The 22,235-nt window shown below is 30.4% G+C and carries 15 protein-coding genes and 3 tRNA genes; 14 read left to right on the forward strand and 4 right to left on the reverse strand.

The features are described 5' to 3' along the window. From AC2D6T_RS03840 to AC2D6T_RS03870, 7 genes are all read left to right on the forward strand, one after another. Nucleotides 1–201, forward strand: a 201-nt coding sequence (locus tag AC2D6T_RS03840) for a T9SS type B sorting domain-containing protein (RefSeq protein ID WP_484680520.1), incomplete at its 5' end; no start/stop codon positions are given. A 150-nt stretch (nucleotides 202–351) separates the two neighbouring features. Then, on the forward strand, nucleotides 352–954 hold the full coding sequence (locus AC2D6T_RS03845) for an alpha-ketoglutarate-dependent dioxygenase AlkB family protein (protein WP_347186475.1): 603 nt from the start codon (nucleotides 352–354) through the stop codon (nucleotides 952–954). Nucleotides 955–1,099: 145 nt separating this feature from the next. Further along, nucleotides 1,100–1,993 (forward strand): 23S rRNA pseudouridine(2604) synthase RluF, encoded by an 894-nt coding sequence (gene rluF / locus AC2D6T_RS03850; protein ID WP_484680521.1) that lies wholly within the window; start codon nucleotides 1,100–1,102, stop codon nucleotides 1,991–1,993. A 61-nt stretch (nucleotides 1,994–2,054) separates the two neighbouring features. Then, complete coding sequence (gene tgt / locus AC2D6T_RS03855) at nucleotides 2,055–3,185, forward strand: tRNA guanosine(34) transglycosylase Tgt (protein ID WP_438989781.1); 1,131 nt, start codon at nucleotides 2,055–2,057, stop codon at nucleotides 3,183–3,185. Between the two features lie 67 nt (nucleotides 3,186–3,252). Beyond that, complete coding sequence (locus AC2D6T_RS03860) at nucleotides 3,253–4,344, forward strand: LptF/LptG family permease (protein ID WP_298949990.1); 1,092 nt, start codon at nucleotides 3,253–3,255, stop codon at nucleotides 4,342–4,344. Continuing rightward, nucleotides 4,331–5,245 (forward strand): DMT family transporter, encoded by a 915-nt coding sequence (locus AC2D6T_RS03865; protein ID WP_484680522.1) that lies wholly within the window; start codon nucleotides 4,331–4,333, stop codon nucleotides 5,243–5,245. The genes AC2D6T_RS03860 and AC2D6T_RS03865 overlap by 14 nt, the downstream gene beginning before the upstream one ends. 73 nt (nucleotides 5,246–5,318) lie before the next feature. Next, complete coding sequence (locus AC2D6T_RS03870) at nucleotides 5,319–6,272, forward strand: acetyl-CoA carboxylase carboxyltransferase subunit alpha (protein ID WP_298949996.1); 954 nt, start codon at nucleotides 5,319–5,321, stop codon at nucleotides 6,270–6,272. A gap of 142 nt (nucleotides 6,273–6,414) precedes the next feature. On the opposite strand, the gene AC2D6T_RS03875 is transcribed toward AC2D6T_RS03870, so the two are convergent. Next, on the reverse strand, nucleotides 6,415–7,446 hold the full coding sequence (locus AC2D6T_RS03875) for a TlpA family protein disulfide reductase (RefSeq protein ID WP_484680523.1): 1,032 nt from the start codon (nucleotides 7,444–7,446) through the stop codon (nucleotides 6,415–6,417). Nucleotides 7,447–7,537: 91 nt separating this feature from the next. Further along, on the reverse strand, nucleotides 7,538–10,102 hold the full coding sequence (locus AC2D6T_RS03880; protein WP_484680524.1) for an ATP-dependent Clp protease ATP-binding subunit: 2,565 nt from the start codon (nucleotides 10,100–10,102) through the stop codon (nucleotides 7,538–7,540). A gap of 262 nt (nucleotides 10,103–10,364) precedes the next feature. Between AC2D6T_RS03880 and gyrA the strand changes: the two genes are divergently transcribed. Both gyrA and AC2D6T_RS03890 read left to right on the forward strand, forming a co-directional pair. Beyond that, nucleotides 10,365–12,878 (forward strand): DNA gyrase subunit A, encoded by a 2,514-nt coding sequence (gene gyrA, locus AC2D6T_RS03885; RefSeq protein ID WP_484680525.1) that lies wholly within the window; start codon nucleotides 10,365–10,367, stop codon nucleotides 12,876–12,878. A gap of 1 nt (nucleotide 12,879) precedes the next feature. After that, nucleotides 12,880–14,133 carry a tetratricopeptide repeat protein gene (locus AC2D6T_RS03890; protein ID WP_347186331.1) on the forward strand — a complete coding sequence of 418 codons (1,254 nt, stop codon included), beginning with the start codon at nucleotides 12,880–12,882 and terminating at the stop codon, nucleotides 14,131–14,133. A 51-nt stretch (nucleotides 14,134–14,184) separates the two neighbouring features. On the opposite strand, the gene AC2D6T_RS03895 is transcribed toward AC2D6T_RS03890, so the two are convergent. Further along, nucleotides 14,185–14,952 (reverse strand): C40 family peptidase, encoded by a 768-nt coding sequence (locus AC2D6T_RS03895; RefSeq protein ID WP_438989793.1) that lies wholly within the window; start codon nucleotides 14,950–14,952, stop codon nucleotides 14,185–14,187. Between the two features lie 19 nt (nucleotides 14,953–14,971). Then, nucleotides 14,972–16,147 (reverse strand): acetyl-CoA C-acyltransferase, encoded by a 1,176-nt coding sequence (locus AC2D6T_RS03900; RefSeq protein ID WP_298950014.1) that lies wholly within the window; start codon nucleotides 16,145–16,147, stop codon nucleotides 14,972–14,974. A 132-nt stretch (nucleotides 16,148–16,279) separates the two neighbouring features. Here AC2D6T_RS03900 and AC2D6T_RS03905 point away from each other — a divergent pair, with 132 nt between their 5' ends. The 5 genes from AC2D6T_RS03905 (at nucleotide 16,280) to AC2D6T_RS03925 (ending at nucleotide 22,234) form a co-directional block, all read left to right on the forward strand. After that, the gene (locus AC2D6T_RS03905) at nucleotides 16,280–18,343 is read left to right on the forward strand and encodes an HD family phosphohydrolase (protein WP_484680526.1); all 2,064 of its coding nucleotides are present in this window, start codon (nucleotides 16,280–16,282) and stop codon (nucleotides 18,341–18,343) included. 109 nt (nucleotides 18,344–18,452) lie between these two features. Continuing rightward, nucleotides 18,453–18,536, forward strand: a tRNA-Ser gene (locus AC2D6T_RS03910). A gap of 15 nt (nucleotides 18,537–18,551) precedes the next feature. Continuing rightward, nucleotides 18,552–18,626, forward strand: a tRNA-Pro gene (locus tag AC2D6T_RS03915). Nucleotides 18,627–18,656: 30 nt separating this feature from the next. Beyond that, nucleotides 18,657–18,730, forward strand: a tRNA-Arg gene (locus AC2D6T_RS03920). Between the two features lie 312 nt (nucleotides 18,731–19,042). Beyond that, nucleotides 19,043–22,234 carry an Eco57I restriction-modification methylase domain-containing protein gene (locus tag AC2D6T_RS03925; RefSeq protein WP_484680527.1) on the forward strand — a complete coding sequence of 1,064 codons (3,192 nt, stop codon included), beginning with the start codon at nucleotides 19,043–19,045 and terminating at the stop codon, nucleotides 22,232–22,234. Nucleotide 22,235: the final 1 nt, after the last annotated feature.

The following is a 22,235-nucleotide window of genomic DNA, read 5'->3' on the forward strand; positions in this document are numbered from 1 at the left end:
ATTTTTAACCGCTGGGGAGTACAGGTGTATAACGTTGCAGGATATGGACAAAATGGGAAATATTTCCAAGGTTTATCAAACGGAAGAGGCACAGTAAACAGCTCAGAGTCGCTACCAACAGGAACCTACTTTTATATCTTAAAATATAAAAAGAATGGAGACATGAAAGAGCGTAAAGGTTATATCTATTTAACTAAGTAGATTTAAAAAAAAAGGAAGTTAGTTATTCTAAAAATAATATACATAATACTTTAAATCAATCATTATTACACTATAAATTGGTGTTTAAGTATTGATACATATACTTATGTAAAAGAGCTTAAATAGGCTTAGATTTACTAAATTTATACAATGGATTTATTCTCTTCAGAAACTGTAAAAAACATACTTCCTTTTGATGGCATAACCAATTATCATGGTGTTGTTTTCAATAAAAAGCAGTGCGAATTTTATTACAGAAAACTATTAGAAACCATCGATTGGAAAAACGACGAAGCCATTATTTTTGGTAAGAAAATTATCACTAAAAGAAAAGTAGCTTGGTATGGAGAATCAGCTTTTTCATACAAATATTCAGGAATAATAAAAACGGCAAACATTTTTACAAAAGAGTTGTTACAACTTAAAAAAATAGTAGAAAAAGAAAGTGGAGAAACTTATAATTCTTGCTTGCTAAACTTGTACCATTCTGGAGAAGAAGGAATGGCATACCATTCAGATGGAGAAAAAATGCTAAAAAAAAACGGCGCAATTGCATCACTTTCATTAGGAGCAACACGTAAATTTTCATTTAAACATAAAGAAAACAAACAAAGAATAGATGTAATTTTAGAAAATGGTAGTTTGTTAGTAATGAAAGAAGGTACCCAAACCAACTGGTTACACAGATTACCTCCAACAAAAAGAGTGCAAGCACCAAGAGTAAATTTAACATTTAGAACCATAGAGATATAGCTTCAAATTTTGTTAGTCTACTTGAGGGTAATCTAGAATTTTTTAATTAGATCTTAATTATGTGTAACTAAAGGTTAGATATTCGAACTTAAATTCATAAATTTCTGACAAAACTTTCCATATTTTTGTAGTAAAATTTTATTCATTGGATACTAACAATCAGCAAACCATAAACTTAAATAAATACATTAGTTCCTCAGGAATTTGTTCTAGAAGAGAGGCCGAAAAATTTATTAACGAAGGTAGAGTTACCATTAATGGCAAACCAACGCAATTAGGTAATAGAGTTGGTAAAAAAGACGTGGTAAAATTAGATGGTAGGTTGGTAAAACCAAAAAACAAAACCCTCTATATTGCATTGAATAAGCCTATAGGAATCGTTTCTACTACAGATGGTAGAGAACCCAATAACATTGTAAAACACATCAATCATCCAGAAAGATTATTCCCAATTGGGCGTTTAGATAAACCATCAGAAGGGCTTATTTTTCTTACCAATGATGGCGATATTGTAAATAAAATTTTACGAGCAGGTAATCATCACGAAAAAGAATATTTTGTTTCTGTAAATAAAACTATTACCCAAGAATTTATTGATAAAATGAGTAATGGAATTTCCATTTTAGGAACTATCACTCAAAAATGTAAAGTCGAAAAAGTAAGCGATAAAATTTTCAAAATTATTTTAACCCAAGGTTTAAACAGGCAAATTCGTAGAATGTGCGAGTATTTAGATTACGAAGTTACCAAGCTAAAAAGAACCCGAATTATGAATGTAGAATTGGGGTATTTACAAACTGGTGATTGGCGCGAATTAACAGAAGATGAAATGAAAGAAATCAACACCATGATTTCCTTGTCTTCTAAAACCGAAGAAGCTTCTTTGCTTAAAGAAAAGCCAAAAGCTACAAAACCGAAAAGAAAATCGGCTCCTGCAAAAAACAATTTTAATAAAAAAAGTGCTGCTTTTAGAAAATCATCGCTAAAAAATAAAAAGAAAAAGTCTGGTTTTACTTCAAAAAAGAAAAGAAGATTTTAACATCTAATCTTTAAGAACGTTTTAATTTTACAATTCTTAAATAGTCTTATCTTTGCCGACAATGAAATTCGACTTAAAAATAACAGATCCAAAAAGTAAAGCCAGAGCAGGTGTAATTACTACAGATCATGGAGCAATAGAAACACCTATTTTTATGCCAGTAGGCACAGTAGGTACTGTAAAAGGCGTACATCAAACAGAGTTAAAAGAACAAGTAAATCCAGATATTATTTTAGGAAATACTTATCATTTATATTTAAGACCAGGTTTAGATATTTTAGAAAAAGCAGGTGGTTTGCACCAATTTATGAATTGGGATAGAAATATCTTAACAGATTCTGGTGGTTACCAAGTATATTCACTTTCTGGAAGAAGAAAAATAAACGAAGAAGGCGTAAAATTTAAAAGTCATATAGATGGTTCTATGCACTTTTTTACACCAGAAAACGTTATGGAAACACAACGTACAATAGGTGCAGATATTATTATGGCTTTTGATGAATGTACCCCTTACCCATGTGAATATAATTATGCAAAACGTTCTATGCACATGACACATAGGTGGTTAGATAGATGTATTAATCATCTTGAAAAAGTGCCTTATAAATATGGTTATGAGCAAACGTTTTTTCCAATTGTACAAGGAAGTACGTATAAAGATTTAAGAAGACAATCTGCAGAATATATAGCAAACTCCAATCAGCAAGCAAATGCTATTGGTGGTCTTTCTGTAGGTGAGCCAGCAGAAGAAATGTATGCAATGACCGAGGTTGTCACAGAAATATTACCAGAAGACAAACCACGTTATTTAATGGGTGTAGGTACACCTATTAATATATTAGAAAATATTGCTTTGGGTATAGATATGTTCGACTGTGTTATGCCAACTAGAAACGCAAGAAATGGAATGTTATTTACAGCACATGGCACTATTAATATTAAAAATAAAAAGTGGGAAGACGATTTCTCTCCAATAGATGAAATGGGAATTACTCATGTAGATTTAATTTATTCTAAAGCCTATTTACGTCATTTATTTGCTGCCAAAGAAATGTTGGGTAAACAAATAGCTTCTATTCATAATTTAGGTTTTTATGTTTGGTTAACAAGAGAAGCAAGAAAACATATTTTAGCTGGAGATTTTAGAGAGTGGAAAGATAAAATGGTAAAACAAATGGATAAACGACTTTAGATTTCTAGGTTCTAAGTTTAAAATTTAGAATTTAAGTTGGTATATAAAATAAAAAAAAGCTACGCTTTTGAAAATAATAGATTGGTACATATTAAAACGTTATTTGGTAACATTTTTGTTTACTCTACTCATATTGATACCTATTGCAATAGCTATCGATGTATCTGAAAAAGTAGACAATTTTTTAGAGCATCCCAATTTAGGAATTGCAGAAATTTTAAATGATTATTACCTAAACTTTACCATTTATTATGCCAATACATTTATGCCTTTGGCATTATTTATTGCAGTTATATTATTTACATCTAAACTATCTAATAATACAGAAATTATTGCTATAACCAATGCAAAAGTTTCATTTACAAGGTTGTTATATCCTTATTTTGTAGGAGCTACTTTGGTAACTATTATTTCTTTAGGCATGAATCATTATGTGGTGCCAAATAGTAGTAAGATCAGAAAAAGTTTCGAAAAAAAATACATTAGCAATGCCAAACAAAAAAACGAATTTAAATACGTAAACAATTTTAGTTTGCAACTAACAGATAGTACGTATGTGTTTATTAAAAGTTTTAATACAGAAACAAATGCAGGTTATAATTTTGCTTCAGAAACTTACAATGGTTTAGAATTAAAAACAAAGCTTTTTGCAGATAATATAAAATTCAATCCTAAAGATTCTACATATGCATTAGGAACCTGGCGTTTAAGAAAAGTTTATAAAAACAAAGACAGTATTTTTAGAGGGACTAAATTAGATACGGTATTTAATTTTACACCTAGAGATTTAATTTACAAATCTGCCTTTGCACAAGAAATGCCTTCTGGAGAATTAATTAACTTTATAGATTTATCTAAAAAAAGAGGCGTTAAAAACTTAAACGCATATTTAGTAGAATTGTACAAAAGAACAAGTCTGCCAATTGCAAGTTACATTTTAACCATTATTGCAGTAGCATTGGCTTTTAGAAAAAGAAGAGGAGGCACAGGTGTAAATTTAGCTATAGGTGTAGGTATTATGTTTCTCTATGTATTTTTTATGAAAATTGGAGAGGTATTAGGTTCTGTAGCCGGAGTAAACTCTCTATTGTACGTTTGGATACCCAATATTATATTTGGTATTTTATCAATCTACTTGTATATAGATGCAAGAAAGTAAGCTAAATAATTACCTGCTATTACATTTTATTGTATTTATATGGGGCTTTACAGCTATTTTAGGGGCTTTAATTTCTATTGATGCTATTCCCTTAGTCTTTTTTAGAATGGCGTTGGCTGTTTTTTTTATCGTCTTGTATTTTTTAATTAAAAAAAAGAAGTTTTCTTTAGATGCAAAAGGAGTAGCTAAATTTCTAATAACAGGTATTATTATTGCGCTTCATTGGATCTTTTTTTTTAAAGCCATAAAATTATCAAATGTCTCAGTGGCATTGGTAACTATGAGTACTGGCGCTTTTTTTACATCACTGTTAGAACCCATTTTTTTTAAAAGGAAAATAAAAACATTAGAAATACTTTTAGGGCTCTTTGTTATCGTTGGTTTGTATATCATATTCAATTTTGAAAACGAATATAAATTAGGAGTTATTTATGCATTAATTGCCTCCTTTTTAGGATCTCTTTTTGCAGTCTTAAATGGCTTGTTTATTAAAACATATCAAGCAGAAAAAATAACTTTATACCAACTTTTTTTCGGAACTTTATTTGTAGCTATGTACCTTTTATGTACAATTAGTTTTACTATGGCATTTTTTAAACTTTCTAATTTAGATTGGCTATATCTTTTTATATTAAGTTCAGTTTGTACAGCTTATGCATTTATTGCTTCTGTAAAAGTGATGAAGCATATATCTCCCTATACAGTAATGCTTACCGTAAATTTAGAACCTATTTATGCTATAGTTTTAGCAGTATTAATTTTTGGAGAAAAAGAACAAATGAGTAACACATTTTATATAGGTGCGTTTATCGTATTATTTGTAGTTTTGTTAAACGGAGTTATAAAAAAAGGAGTAAACTTAAAGCATAAATTTACACAAAGCTTAAACAGAAAAAAGTAAGATTATTTTACTTTAAAAAGTAAATTTTATAGTATGTTTGTTCTTACAAATTATTAAAATCAAATAACTACAAATGGAATATTTAGATTTTGAATTGCCAATAAAAGACCTGCAAGATCAATTGCAAAAATGTAAAAATATTGGTGAAGAAAGTGAAGTTGATGTAACAGCAACTTGTAGAAAGATTGAAAAAAAATTAGAAAAAGCTAGAAAAGATATTTATAAAAATTTAACACCTTGGCAACGTGTACAATTATCTAGACACCCCAATAGACCTTATACTTTAGATTATATTAATGCAATTTGTGGAGATACTTTTATGGAGCTTCATGGAGATAGAAGTGTAAAAGATGATAAAGCAATGATTGGTGGTTTGGGTAAAATTGGCGATCAATCTTACATGTTTATTGGTCAACAAAAAGGATTTAATACAAAAACGCGTCAATATAGAAATTTTGGTATGGCAAACCCTGAAGGGTATAGAAAAGCCTTACGTTTGATGAAGATGGCAGAAAAGTTTGGAATTCCTGTAGTAACTTTATTAGATACACCAGGTGCTTACCCAGGTTTAGAAGCAGAAGAACGTGGACAAGGAGAAGCTATTGCTAGAAATATTTTAGAAATGACACGTTTAAAAACACCAATTATAACTATTGTTATTGGGGAAGGAGCTTCTGGTGGTGCATTAGGTATTGGAGTAGGAGATAAGGTGTACATGATGGAAAATACTTGGTATACTGTAATTTCTCCAGAATCTTGTTCTTCTATTTTATGGAGAAGCTGGGAGTACAAAGAACAAGCAGCAGAAGCCTTAAAATTAACAGGAACCGATATGAAAAAGTTAAAGTTAATTGACGGTATTATTAAAGAACCAGTAGGTGGGGCTCATTCTGATAGAGAAGGCGCTTTCAAAGCTGTAGAAAGTCAAATTATTGCAGCCTTTGAAGATTTAAAAGATTTATCTGAAACAGATCTAGTAGCACAAAGGATGGATAAATATGCAAATATGGGAGTTTACAAAGAGTAGTTTTTTTTTGAAACAAAAAACAAGATAAAAAAAGAGCGAAATTCTAAATTTTAGAATTTCGCCTTTTTATTTTTGCCTACTGCCTACTGCCTACTGCCTACTGCCTACTGCCTACTGCCTAATGCCTGCTGCCTGCTGCCTACTAAATCCCTAAAGAAGTAAATAATTGTTTTATTCTTGGATCTGAAGGTCTTGGTGCATTTGCATCCACAATATTTCCTTGTGGGTCTATTAAAATAAACCTTGGTATTCCAGTAATTTGATATGCTTGCTGAAAGGAATAATCTTTTCCAGACCATAACTGCGTACCTGTTAATTGTCTTTCTTTTACAAAGTTTCTCCATTTTTTTTCTGCAGCTTCCCAAGAACCACCATTTTTTCGAGCTTCATCAGTAGAAATACTAACAAACTCTATGTTTTTATTATGATATTCTTTTTCTAAATCCTTTAAATATGGTATTTGCTGTATACAAGGGCCACACCAAGTTGCCCAAATATCTAAATACACATATTTTCCTCTAAAAGCGTCTAAAGATTTTTTACCACCTTTATAATCTACATAATCTTCAAACTTTGGAGATGGTCTGCCTTTTCCTGTTAAGAGGTATGAGTTATTTGCTTGTTTAAAAGAAGTAATCATTTGCTTATTTTGTAAACTAATATTACTTGCAAATGCACTGTCTAAATTATGGTAAGAGTTTAGAATACTATCAAATCTTTTTTCAATAGTGTTTATTCTCTCTGTAAATTCTTCTTTTTTTAAATTAACAATTAATTGTGGGTTTCCAATTTTTTGACTTTCTAGTACCTGAGCAATTATAAAAGAACTATTTTCAGCTCCTTTTCCAGAAAACTTAAAACTATTCATAAAGTTATTTGCATCAGCTTCTACAAAAATATCGAAACTATTTTTAAGATAAATTGGCGCTCTTTTAGTATTGCTTGTTTGCAATACATAAATATCTGCTTTAGCAACTTTTAAAGTATCTTTAAAAGTACCATCTTCATTAATTGTAATTGTTTTAATTGTATTGTTATTTCTATCAGATATTGTTAATGTTTTTTCTTTATTATTTTCTAATTTACCTCCTAGAGTAACATAGTTTAAAGGCACTTGTTTTTTACAAGAAGCCATTGCTATAATTGCCAATAATATTAGGTTTATTTTCTTCATTTTTTATAATTTAATTTTACAAAGATAATATTTAAATTTACGATAAACTCATAAAAAAAATCCCAAACATTGGTTTGGGATTTTTGATTATTTAAGAATCAGATTCATGCTCTGTTCGTTTTTCTTCTTTCTTTTTACTTTTTTTGATTTTAATGGTAAGTTTATTGTTTTTTTCATCTAAATCCATAGCAATAGTATCACCTTCAGATAATTTAGAATTAACAATTTCTTCTGCTAAAGCATCTTCTATGTACTTTTGGATAGCTCTTTTTAAAGGTCTAGCACCATACTTTTTGTCAAAACCTTTATCTGCTATGTAATCTTTTGCTTTTTCGCTTAAGTTTAATGTGTAGCCTAAATCAGCAATTCTATGCAATAACTTATCTAATTCGATATCTATAATAGAATGTATGTCTTCTCTTTCTAGTGCATTAAATACGATTACATCATCTATTCTATTTAAAAATTCTGGTGCAAAAGACTTCTTTAAAGCGCCTTCTATTACAGATTTAGCGTGTGCATCTGCTTGTTCTTTTTTAGAAGAAGTGCCAAAACCAACACCACCACCAAAATCTTTTAGTTGTCTTGCACCAATATTAGAAGTCATAATAATTATGGTATTTCTAAAATCGATTTTTCTACCTAAACTATCAGTAATATGTCCATCATCTAAAATTTGTAACAACATGTTAAATACATCTGGATGGGCTTTTTCAATTTCATCTAATAGAATTACAGAATATGGTTTCCTTCTAACTTTTTCTGTTAATTGACCACCTTCTTCGTAACCAACATATCCTGGAGGTGCTCCAATTAAACGAGAGATAGCAAATTTTTCCATGTATTCACTCATGTCAATTCTTATTAAAGAATCGTCAGAATCAAATAACTCTCTTGCTAAAACTTTAGCTAATTGCGTTTTACCAACCCCAGTTTGTCCTAAGAAAATAAAAGAACCAATAGGTTTGTTTGGATCTTTTAACCCAACCCTATTCCTTTGAATAGCTTTTACCACTTTAGTTACAGCTACATCTTGCCCAATTACTTTACCTTTAATTAATTGAGGTAACTCATGTAACTTATGGCTTTCTGCTTCTGCAACTCTATTTACAGGAATTCCTGTCATCATAGAAACAACTTCTGCAACATTGTCTTCTGTTACAATTTCTCTATTCAATTTAGAATCATCTTCCCATTGTTTTTGAGCAGAATCTAAAGCAGCTTCCATATTTTTTTCGTCATCACGTAACTTGGCAGCTTCTTCATATTTTTGCCCATTTACAGCTTTGGTTTTTTTGTTTCTAATGATTTCTAATTGAGTTTCTAACTCTACAACTTGTTTAGGAACAACAATATTAGTGATATGTATTCTAGAACCCGCTTCATCTAAAGCGTCTATAGCTTTGTCTGGTAGGTATCTATCAGTCATGTATCTATTTGTTAATTTTACACAAGCCTCTATAGCATCGTCTGTAAAATCTACATGGTGATGTTCTTCGTATTTCGATTTTATATTATATAGAATCTGAATCGTTTCTTCAACAGTAGTTGGGTCTACGATTACCTTTTGAAAACGACGTTCTAGGGCTCCATCTTTTTCTATATTTGTTCTGTATTCATCTAAAGTGGTAGCTCCAATACATTGTATTTCTCCTCTTGCTAAGGCAGGTTTTAACATGTTAGAGGCGTCTAAAGAGCCTGTAGCACCACCAGCACCAACAATTGTGTGTATTTCATCGATAAAAAGTATAATATCTTCATTCTTTTCTAGTTCGTTCATTAACGCTTTCATACGTTCTTCAAATTGCCCGCGATATTTTGTGCCAGCAACCAAACTAGCTAAATCTAAAGAAACTAATCTTTTGTCAAAAAGGATTCTAGAAACTTTACGTTCTACAATTCTTATAGCCAAACCTTCTGCAATGGCAGATTTACCAACACCAGGCTCACCTATTAACATGGGGTTGTTCTTTTTTCTACGACTTAGAATTTGAGAAACACGCTCTATTTCTTTTTGTCTACCAACAACTGGGTCTAACTTACCATTTTCTGCTAATGCAGTCAAATCTCTTCCAAAATTATCTAAAACAGGTGTTTTAGATTTTTTTATAGTTTTACTTTTTTGAGGTTGTTCAAAAGGATTTGATTTTTCTGAAGCAAACTCATCATCAGAAGATGTTTCTGCAATAGGGTTTTCTGGTAAATCTGTATTTTCTGCATGCAACTGTTTGTATAAAGCTTTCGCTTCATCATAATTTACATGATATTTTTGAATCAACTTAGTGGTTGGGTCGTTTTCGTTTCTCAGAATGCATAATAATAAATGAGCAGTGTCTATAGAGTCACTTTGGTATAGTTTAGCTTCTAAAAAAGTTGTTTTTAGCGCCTTTTCTGCTTGTCTTGTTAAATGCAAATTTCTCTTTTCTGTTTCTTCTGCAAATGCAGGGTTTACGGGGTTTAATAATTCTAGTTTTTTACGTAAAAGCGTGGTGTCTACATCAAATGCAGTTAAAATCTCCATTGCTTTTCCTTCTCCTTTTCTTATCAAACCTAATAAAAGATGTTCAGTTCCAATAAATTCGTGACCTAATCTTAGAGCCTCTTCTTTACTAAACGTTATCACATCTCTTACTTTTGGTGAAAAATTATCGTCCATATTTTATTATCTATTGATGTAAATTTAATCCTTTTTTTTTTGAATAATGACAAAAAAGATGCCAACTCTAAAAAACTGACAGTTTGACCATACAACTAAAATATAAAACGATTGAAAATCAACCAAATAAAAAAGTGTTAAAAATTATCAAAAAATGTTGATAACTCTCTTTAATTCATCGCTTATAAATCTTTGAAAGTAGTAGTAGAAATAGTATCTTGCCTTGTTTTAAAAAAATGAATAATATTAATAGAAAATATATATGGCAGACGGAGAAAAATTAATTCCAATTAATATTGAAGAGCAGATGAAATCTGCATACATAGATTACTCAATGTCGGTAATTGTATCTAGAGCTTTACCAGATGTAAGAGACGGTTTAAAACCAGTGCATAGAAGGGTTTTGTATGGTATGCATGAGTTGGGGATTAAAGCTACAGGTGCTTATAAAAAATCTGCAAGAATTGTTGGAGAAGTATTAGGTAAATATCACCCACATGGAGATACTTCTGTGTATGATTCTATGGTGCGTATGGCACAAGATTGGAGTGTGCGTTATATGATGGTAGATGGTCAAGGTAACTTTGGTTCTGTTGATGGTGATTCTCCTGCAGCAATGCGTTATACAGAGGTTAGAATGCAAAAAATATCAGAAGAAATGTTAGCTGATATTGATAAAGATACTGTAGATCATCGTTTAAATTTTGATGATACCTTACAAGAACCTACAGTATTACCAACAAGAATACCAAACTTATTAGTAAATGGTGCATCTGGTATTGCAGTGGGTATGGCAACAAATATGGCACCACATAACTTAACAGAAGTTATAAATGGTACGGTTGCCTATATAGATAATAGAGATATTGAAATAGACGAGTTAATGCAGCATGTAACTGCTCCAGATTTTCCAACAGGTGGTATTATTTATGGCTATGATGGTGTAAGAGATGCTTTTCATACAGGTCGTGGTCGTATTGTAATGCGCGCGAAAGCTAATATAGAGGAGGTAAAAGGGCGCGAGTGTATTATTGTTACAGAAATACCTTACCAAGTAAATAAAGCAGATATGATTAAGAAAACTGCTGACTTGGTGAACGAAAAGAAATTAGAAGGTATTGCCAATATACGTGATGAATCTGATAGAAATGGAATGCGAATCGTATATATTTTAAAGCGAGATGCAATACCAAATATTGTATTAAATAAACTTTTCAAGTATACGCAGTTACAAACTTCTTTTAGTGTAAATAATATTGCCCTGGTAAATGGAAGACCAGAGCAATTAAATCTAAAACAATTAATCCATTATTTTGTTGAACACAGACACGAAGTAATTGTTAGAAGAACAGAGTATGAACTTAAAAAAGCAGAAGCAAGAGCTCATATTTTAGAAGGATTAATAATTGCATCAGATAATATCGATGAAGTTATTGCAATTATTAGAGGGTCTTCTAATGCCGATGAAGCTAGAGAAAAATTAATTGAACGTTTTGAGTTATCAGAAATTCAAGCAAAAGCAATTGTAGAAATGCGCTTGCGTCAGTTAACAGGTTTAGAACAAGATAAATTACGTTCTGAATACGAAGAAATCATGTTAACAATTGCTGATTTAAAAGATATTCTTGCAAATGAACCAAGACGTTATCAAATCATCAAAGACGAATTACTTCATATCAAGGATAAATATGGAGATGAGCGTAGATCTACCATAGAATATGCTGGTGGAGATATGCGAATAGAAGATATGATTCCTGATACTAAAGTTGTAGTTACCATATCTAACGCAGGGTATTTAAAACGTACAAATTTAGATGAGTATAAGGTTCAAAATAGAGGAGGACGAGGTCAAAAAGGAGCTACCACAAGAAACGAAGATTTCTTAGAACATTTATTTGTTGGTACAAACCATCAATATATGATGTTTTTTACCCAAAAAGGGAAAGTATTTTGGATGCGTGTTTATGAAATTCCTGAGGGTGGAAAAAACACCAAAGGTAGAGCAATGCAAAACCTTATCAATATAGAACAAGACGATTCTGTAAAAGCCTTTTTAGTTACTCAAGATTTAAAAGATGAAGATTACATAAATAGTCATTATGTGATCATGGCCACTAAGAAAGGTCAAGTTAAAAAAACCTCTTTAGAGCAATATTCTCGTCCAAGAACAAATGGTATTAATGCAATTACTATTAAAGAAGGAGATGAGCTATTAGAAGCAAAATTAACCACTGGAGATAGCCAAGTAATGCTAGCACTAAAATCTGGTAAAGCCATTCGTTTTGAAGAAGCGAAAACTAGGCCAATGGGTAGAACCGCATCTGGAGTAAGAGGTATTACTTTACAACACGAAAATGACGAAGTTATTGGTATGGTTGCCGTAAACGATATGGAAAGCAATATTTTAGTTGTTTCTGAGAAAGGTTATGGTAAAAGATCTAACCTAGAAGATTACAGAATTACCAATAGAGGAGGTAAGGGTGTAAAAACATTAAATATTTCTGATAAAACAGGAAACCTAGTAGCTATTAAAAATGTAGACGATTCTAACGATTTAATGATTATAAACAAATCTGGTTTAACCATTAGAATGGCTGTAGAAGATTTACGTGTTATGGGACGTGCAACACAAGGTGTTAGATTGATAAAAATTAAAGATGATGATAGTATTGCTGCTGTTGCTAAAGTAGTTCATGAAGAAGATTCTGAAGACGAAATAGAAAATAGTACAGAAATTGAAAATAATGAAAACAATAATAAATTAAATAATCATTAAAATGAAAAAACAAATAATAACGCTTTCTTTAGGTCTAATGACGGTTTTAGCATTTGGTCAAAAGAAACAATTAAAAACTGCAGAAAAGGCAATTAAAATGCAACAATATTCAGAAGCTTTATCTGCAATAAGTTCTTTAGATGGCTTGTTAGCAGGTATGGATGAAAAATACAAGGCTAAATATTACTTTCTAAAAGGACAGGCTTTAGCAGGTAAAAAAGACTTTGAAGGAGCCGCAGAATCTTACAATACACTTTTTTCTTACGAGAAAGAAATTAAAAAACAAAAATATACAAAAGTAGCACAACCTTTACTAAATAAACTAGTACAAGAAGTTTCTACTTTAGGAGCAAACTTCTACAATAATGATAAAAATTATAGTGAAGCAGCAAAAAACTTTGCATTAACATATAAGTTAAGCCCAAAGGATACAGCTTATCTGTATAACGCAGCAGTAAGTGCTTCTTTAGCAAAAGAATACGATACTTCTTTAAAATATTATAGAACTTTAAAAGAGGTAGGTTATACAGGTATTCAAACACAATACCTTGCCACTGAGAAAGCTACTGGAAAAGTCGTAAATCTTGGAAGTAAACAGCAAAGAGATTTAATGATGAAAACAGGTACTTATATTAAACCAGAAAACAAAACAACAACTTCTAAGCAGGCAGATATTGTTAAAAATATTGGTTATATTTTAGTAAACCAAGGGAAAACAGAAGAAGCAATTGTTGCATTACAAGAAGCTAGAAAAGCAAATCCAAAAGATGTTAACTTAATTTTAAATGAAGCGCAGTTATACATCAAACTAGAGAAAATGGATAAATTCGGTGCTTTAATGGAAGAAGCTGTAAAATTAGATCCTACAAACCCAGTTCTATTTTTTAATTTAGGAGTTGTAAATGCTAACGAAGGCAAAACAGAAGAAGCAATTAATTATTACAAAAAAGCTATTGAGTTAAAGCCAGATTATGGAGATGCTTACATGAATTTAGCTGTTGCTATGCTTGCTGAAGAGAAAGAAATTGTAGATGAAATGAATAAAAACCTATCTAACTTTAAAAAGTATGATGAGTTACAAGAAAAGCAAAGAGCATTATATAATAAAGCTTTACCTTTTATTATAAAAGCAGATAGTTTAAACAGAACAGAAGGCACTGTAAGATCTTTATTGAATATTTATGATACTCTTAGAATGGAAAAAGAAGCAGATGCTCTTAGACCCATCTATAAGAAAATGAGATCTGGAAATTAATCTTAATTTTTACTTATATAAAAAAACCGAAACTTAAAAGTTTCGGTTTTTTTATATCATTTTTTTTATTACCCTAAGTTTATGGGTGTGTTTTTGCAAATCTGCATTAAAAATTCCACTATGGTCTAAGGTGTCAATTCTAACTTTGCCATACGCATGTATAATGTGATAATCATTTAAAATAATACCAACGTGCGTAATTTCTCCCTCTTCATTATCAAAAAAAGCCAAATCTCCAGCTTCACTTTCTTCAATAAAACTTAAAACAATACCTTGTGTTGCTTGGTCTTTTGCATTTCTAAATAATTGGTAACCACAAAGTTTATAAACCATTTGCGTAAAACCAGAACAATCGATACCAAAAGGTGTTTTACCGCCCCATAAATAAGGGGCATTTAAAAAAGTAAAAGCAGTTTTTAAAATATCTTTTTTATTAGACTTCCCATTAAAAACTGCGTTTTCATAAGTGTATTGTTGATTATTTATTCTTAATTGGCCATTGTTGAAAAATGGTAAATGAGCACCAATAGGTAAGGTTATAAGGTCGTTTTTTGCAGAGGTTATAAAATCTAAAATTTCAGCAACATAAACATTTTCATTGTTTTTTAAACGTACATAGTCAGCCTCAGAAATTTCAATAAATTGTTTGTTATCAATATATCCTTCAAAACTATCAAAGTTTAATCTAACTTTACTCCATAGTTTTTCGGTTTCTAAAATCTCAAAAATTTCACCAAAAAGAACTTGACTAGTCATTTCTGACTTTTCGGTTTTATCTGCTCTTAAAGGAACAATACTTAAATTACAAATGCCAAACAGCATAGATTTATTAATAAAATTAAATTCTTTCTAATATCATTGCACTTGCACCACCACCACCATTACAAATTGCTGCAGCACCAATTTTTGCATTATTTTGTTTTAAAATTGATGTTAAAGCAATAATTATTCTAGCCCCAGAGACTCCTAAAGGATGTCCTAAAGATACAGCTCCTCCATTTACATTAACTATGTTGTCTGTAATATTTAATAATTTCATATTGGCTAAGCCAACTACAGAAAATGCTTCGTTTAACTCAAAATAGTCTACATCTTTAATTGATAAGTTTACTTTAGCTAAGGCTTTTGGTAATGCTTTTGCAGGTGCAGTTGTAAACCATTTGGGCTCATGAGCTGCATCTGCATAACTTTTAATTTTTGCTAAAGGTTGTAAGTTTAATGCTGTTGCTTTTTCTAAAGACATTAAAACAAGTGCAGCACCACCGTCATTTATTGTAGAGGCATTTGCTGCAGTAACTGTACCCTCTTTTGTAAAAGCAGGTCGTAAAGCTGCTATTTTTTCCATTTTCACATTTTTGTACTCCTCATCTTCAGAAAAAATAATAGGTTCTCCACGTTTTTGAGGTATTTTTACAGGAACAACTTCATCAGAAAATTTTCCATTGTTCCAAGCCTCAGCAGACCTCTTGTAAGATTGAATAGCGTAATTATCTTGTTCTTCTCTTGTAAACTCATAAGTACTCGCGCATTCGTCTGCACAAACTCCCATGGCTACTTTGTCATAAGCATCTACTAAACCATCTTTCTGCATGCCATCTTCTATAATAATTGGGCCAAATTTAGAGCCAGTTCTAGCATGTTGGTAATGTGGAATAGCACTCATGTTTTCCATACCTCCAGCAACCACTATTTCAGCATCACCTAAAGCAATGGTTTGTGCTGCTAACATAATAGATTTCATTCCAGAAGCACATACTTTATTTACAGTTGTACAAGGTACAGTATCTGGTATGCCAGCATAAATTGCAGCTTGTCTTGCAGGAGCTTGACCTAAGCCAGCAGAAACTACATTCCCCATATATACTTCTTGAATCATATCTGGCGATAAATTAATTTTTTCTAAGGCTCCTTTTATAGCTATTGAACCTAGTTTTGTAGCAGATATAGAAGATAAACTACCCATAAAACTACCAATTGGGGTCCTTGCAACAGATACTATTACTACTTCTTTCATATCGTTATCATACTTTAAATTTCTGACTTTTTGCTAAATTAACTAAATTTAATCAATTTTTTAAGGATTGTGTAATTAGTATTTTCAACCTAAATTATTTTACTGTAAGTTTGTTATTATAAGAAATTAAATATGAGTAACATCGTTAACAAACTCTATCAAAATAATGCAATTATTTACAAAGTAATTTTATTTTTAATTACAACAGTTGCTATTGTATATCTTTTTCCAAAAGGAGGCCAGTTTAAGTATGATTTTAGCAATGGTCAATTATGGAAATATGATAATTTATATGCACCTTTTGATTTTGCCATTCAAAAAACAGAAGAAGAAATTACCATAGAAAAAAAACAAATAATTGCAAATGCAAAGCTTTATTTTGATTATGACTCTTCTATACCCAATGAAGTAATTAATGTTTACAAAAGAAAATTAAGCGCTTTAAAACAAAATGATACAATTTCTCAAGAGCAAATTCAAGAATTTGAAGATATTGGTATTAAAATAATAAATAATGTATATGAAAATGGCTTTTTAGAAGTTATTAGTCAAGATAGAGTATTAAACCCAAATGAGTTAGTTGTAGTAAAAAAAGAGAATGTTATAGAGGATGTTTTATTTAAGAATCTAAATAATTCTAATGATGTTTTATTAGCAATAACAAAAGGTGTCAATACTAAAACCAATGTTTATTTCAAAAGTGAAGTTTTTAATATCTTATCAGAAATAATTACACCTAACATAAGCTATAATGCTTCTTTTACTGATAAAATTATAGATAATGAAATAGGAAACATCTCTTACACGAAAGGAAAAGTGTCTTCTGGAGAACTTATAATATTAAAAGGTGATATTGTAGAAGGTAAAAAATTAGCTATTTTAAACTCCTTAAAAAGTGAGTCTGAATCTAAAGTTTGGACAGACTCTAATTACAATTGGATTATTTTTGGATATACCATATTAGTAGCATTAGCATTATTAATGCTCTTACTTTTTCTTCAAATAAATAGGTTAGAAATTTATAACAATAACAACAAAGTAACTTTTATATTTTTCAATGTTTTTATCATGATTTTTATACAAACATTGGTTATAAAATACAATTCAGATTACTTATATGTAGTACCATTAAGTGTTTTACCAATTGTGTTAAAGGCTTTTTTTGATGCAAGATTAGGCTTGTTTACACACGTTTTAACAGTATTGTTATTAGGATATGTTGTGCCTAATAGTTTCGAGTTTATTTATCTGCACATTATTGCTGGTATTGTTACTATTTTAACAGTATCAGAGCTGTATAAAAGAGCAAATTTATTTATTTCTGTAGCTCAGATTACGTTAATTTATATGATAACTTACTTTGCTTTTTCTATTATTAAAGAAGGTAATGCATCACAAATTAATTTAGATTATTTTATTCTTTTTGCCATAAATGGATTGCTTTCATTTTTAGCCATTATATTAATTTATATTTATGAAAAAGTATTCGGTTTGGTATCTGATGTAACACTTTTAGAACTTTCAAATACTAACACAAAACTTTTAAGAGAGCTAAATGAAAAAGCACCCGGTACTTTTCAGCATTCTATGCAAGTTGCAAATTTAGCAGAAACTGCAGCCAATGAAATAGGAGCAAATTCTATGTTAGTAAGAACTGGTGCCTTGTACCACGATATTGGAAAAATGGTAAATCCAATGTACTTTATAGAAAACCAAACAACAGGTGTAAATCCTCATAACGATTTATCTCCAGAAGATAGCGCAAAAATTATTACAGACCATGTAATAAAAGGTGTAGAAATTGCGAAAAAATATAAATTGCCAGACAGAATTATAGATTTTATTAGAACGCATCATGGAACTAGTACAGCCTACTATTTTTATATGAAAGAAAAGGAGCAAAACCCAGGTGTAGATATCAATATAAAAAAGTTTCAGTACAAAGGGCCTAATCCTTTTTCTAAAGAAACAGCAATTTTAATGATGTGTGATGCTGCTGAAGCAGCTTCTAAAAGTCTAACAAAACCAACTGCCCAATCTATTAATGATCTTATAGACAAGATTATAGATAAGCAAATGACAGAAAATCAATTTTTAAATTCAGACGTTACTTTTAAAGAGATAGAAATTATAAAAAAAGTAATTAAGAAAAAGCTAATGAACATCTATCATTTAAGGGTAGAATACCCAGAATAGAAAAACGAAAAAAAAATAAAAAAAACTGAAAAACATCTTGGTAAATTGTTTTTCTAATATTACATTTGCACTCGCAATTTTAAGTTCGTTAATTTTAAATGAACTTTCGGGAGAGGTGGCAGAGTGGTAATGCAGCAGATTGCTAATCTGTCGACGGGAAACTGTCGCCAGGGTTCGAGTCCCTGTCTCTCCGCTATAAAATTGCACTCGGGGTGTAGCGTAGCCCGGTCATCGCGCCTCGTTTGGGACGAGGAGGTCGCAGGTTCGAATCCTGCCACCCCGACAAAGTTGGACGTAACAACTAAAAAATTACGGGCTCTTAGCTCAGCTGGATAGAGCACCTCCCTTCTAAGGAGGCGGTCGAAGGTTCGAATCCTTCAGGGCTCACTTAAAGCTTCACAGAAATGTGAGGCTTTTTTGTTGTTTACAAACTACTGTTAATAAGGGTTTACAGACAATCTGAACTGTTTTTAACAAGCACTTAACGCTTTGTAAATTTAAGTATTTATTTTAAAATAATTATAATTTTGACACACATTTGACACACATTTGGCACACATTTGGCACACATTTATTATAATTGGCAGTGATTTCTATTTTATTGTGGTCTAATAGGTCTTAAAACTTTACAATAAATTGATTACATTAGTTGCTGTTACTTTAACAAGTGATATTATTTTATAAATAGTTTAAAATTAAATGGCAATATTTCAAAATACAGTAGTTAACAAATATCTTAATAATCAAAATGAGCAAGTAATTTCTGAAAAATGGACTTTATTTAAATCTCATTTTTTAGACCCTACCAAACAAGAGAATATTAGAAATGCAAAAGAAGAGCAATATCAAGAAGGTTTTTTAATACATTTATTTGTTAATGTGTTTGGATATACCTTAAACCCAGACACTAACTTTAATCTTACTACAGAACTTAAAAATGTAAAAGACAGTAAAAAGGCAGATGGTGGAATTATTATAGGTGGTGAAGTTTTTGGTGTTATAGAATTAAAAGGTACTAATACCACAGATTTAGCTAAGGTAGAAGCACAAGCTTTTGGATATAAGAACAACCAGACGGGTTGTGTATACGTGATAACTTCTAACTTTGAGAAATTACGCTTTTATATAGACAATGCCACAGAGCATATAGAGTTTAATCTTTTTAAACTGACTGAAGAAGATTTTAAATTATTGTATTTGTGTGTGGCTTTTGAGAATATTAAAAAACACATCCCAAAAAAATTAAAAGCAGAATCTCTAAGTCAAGAGGAAGAAATCACTAAACAACTTTACAAAGACTATTCTCTTTTTAAGCGTGAATTGTTTCAAGATTTAACAAAACAAAACCCACAATTTGAGCCTTTAGAGCTTTTTAAAAAATCTCAGAAATTGTTAGATAGGTTCTTATTCCTATTCTTTGCAGAAGATAGGAATTTACTACCACCAAACTCTGTTAGGCTTATTTTAACGCAGTGGAAACAACTAAAAGACTTAGACGCTTACTCACCACTATATGAAAGGTTTAAAAAATACTTTGGCTATTTAAATACAGGTTTTAAAGGTAAACAGTATGATATATTTGCCTATAATGGAGGTCTTTTTAAACCAGATGAAGTTTTAGCAAACATTGTAATAGATGATGAACTACTATATAAGCATACGTTAAAATTAGCAGATTATGATTTTGCTTCTGAAGTAGATGTAAATATACTAGGACATATTTTTGAAAACTCTTTAAATGAGTTAGATGAAGTAAAAGCACAATTAGAGGGCACAGCCATAGATAAAATTAATACCAAGCGTAAAAAAGATGGGGTCTTTTATACACCTAAATACATTACCAAGTATATAGTAGAAAATACCGTTGGTAAACTCTGTCATGAAAAGAAAACAGCACTAAGTATAATTGAAGCTGATTATTTTACAGATAAAAAAAGACAGAAAAAAACTATAAAACCCTTAGTAGAAAAACTAAAACATTATAGGGATTGGTTATTGCAATTAACCATTTGTGACCCAGCTTGTGGATCTGGTGCTTTTTTAAATGAGGCGCTTAATTTTTTAATTACTGAGCATGGTTATATAGATGAGCTACAAGCAAAATTATTTGGAGATGCCATGGTTTTAAGTGATGTTGAAAATAGCATTTTAGAAAACAACCTTTTTGGAGTTGATTTAAATGAAGAAAGTGTAGAAATAGCCAAACTTTCTTTGTGGTTAAGAACTGCACAACCCAATAGAAAATTAAACAGCTTAAATAACAATATTAAATGTGGGAACTCTTTAATAGATGATCCTGAAATTGGAGGAGATAAAGTTTTTAATTGGGAAAAAGAATTTCCACAAGTATTTGCTAAAGGCGGCTTTGATGTGGTCATTGGAAATCCACCTTATGTTAGAAAACAGGGATTAATGGAGCATTATCCAGAAATGTGTGTCTATTACGAAAGTAAATATGTGTCTGCAACTGCAAATTATGACTTATATGCTTTGTTTATGGAGGCATCCTACAAAATTATAAACGATAAAGGAATAGTTTCTTTTATTCTTCCTCATAAGTTTTTAGTAAGTGATTTTGGAAAAGGAATTAGAACGTTTTTTAAAAAAAATACAGCTGTTGAAAATTTAGTGCATTTTGGGTCTGAAATTGTATTTAAGGATGCAGCAACTTATACTTGTATTGTAGATTTAACAAAAACGCATAAAGAAAAGGTAAAATTTAAAAAAGTAAATCCACATAGCCTTTTTGAACTTTTTGTTTGGGATACAATGTCATATGCTAATTTATCAAGTGATAATTGGGATTTACAAAGCGAAAGTGTATTTGATGTGATTGAAAATTTAAAAACACAACCCTATACAGTTGATGATGTTTTTGATAAAATTTTTCAAGGAATTGCTAGTGGTGGTGATAAGTTTTTTACATTAGAATTACTTGAAAAAAAAGGTGATATAGGAGTCTTTTATTCTGAAATGAATCGTTGTAAGGTTGAAGTTGAGTTAAATATTTTAAAACCTATTATTGGTGGGAGAGATGTTTTTAAGTATGAAAAGCCATTAATTAAAAAATATATAATATTTCCTTATATAATTAAAGATAAAAAAACCATTTCAATGAGGTTTGATGAAATTGAGGATGATTTTCCTTTATCTGCCAAGTATTTTAAACAAAATGAAGACTTTTTAAGAAATCGTGAAAAAGGAAGATTCAATAATGAAGATGAATGGTTTTTGTTTAGTAGAAAACAAGGTATTTCCAATGTTGAAATATCTAAAATTATGACAAGAGAAATATCTTTAGGTTGTAATATGACATATGATCAAAATGGAGAATATTACCATAACACTAAAGTTTATTCATTTGTTAAAAACGAAAAATTTGACGTTGATGAAAAGTATTATTTGGGTATTTTAAATTCAAAATTAATGTGGTTTTTTCTAAAGAATACAGGATCAGAGTATGGAGGGGGTTACTATGTTTTTAAAACAAATTATTTAAAACCTTTTCCTTTACCTGAAATTTCTGCAAACTCAGATCTAATGATTTATAATGTAAATCAAATTCTTTCAAGCAGTAAAAACTTACAAGATATCTCTTCAAAATTCCAAAGAACACTTCAACGAAAATTTGAGGCTTTAGAAAAACTACCCAAAAAATTAGAGAATTGGTATTTACTCACTTTTGCAGATTTTGTAAAAGAACTAAAAAAGAAGAAAATAAAATTAAGTTTGGCTGAAGAGTCAGAATGGGAAGATTATTTTTTACAAGAACAACAAAAAGCACAAGTTCTAAAAAATGAAATAAATCAAACAGATAAGGAAATAGATGCTATGGTTTATGAGTTGTATGATCTTACTAATGAAGAAATTGCAATTGTAGAAAACTCTTAAG

This window comes from Polaribacter sp. YIW18 (assembly GCF_057219325.1).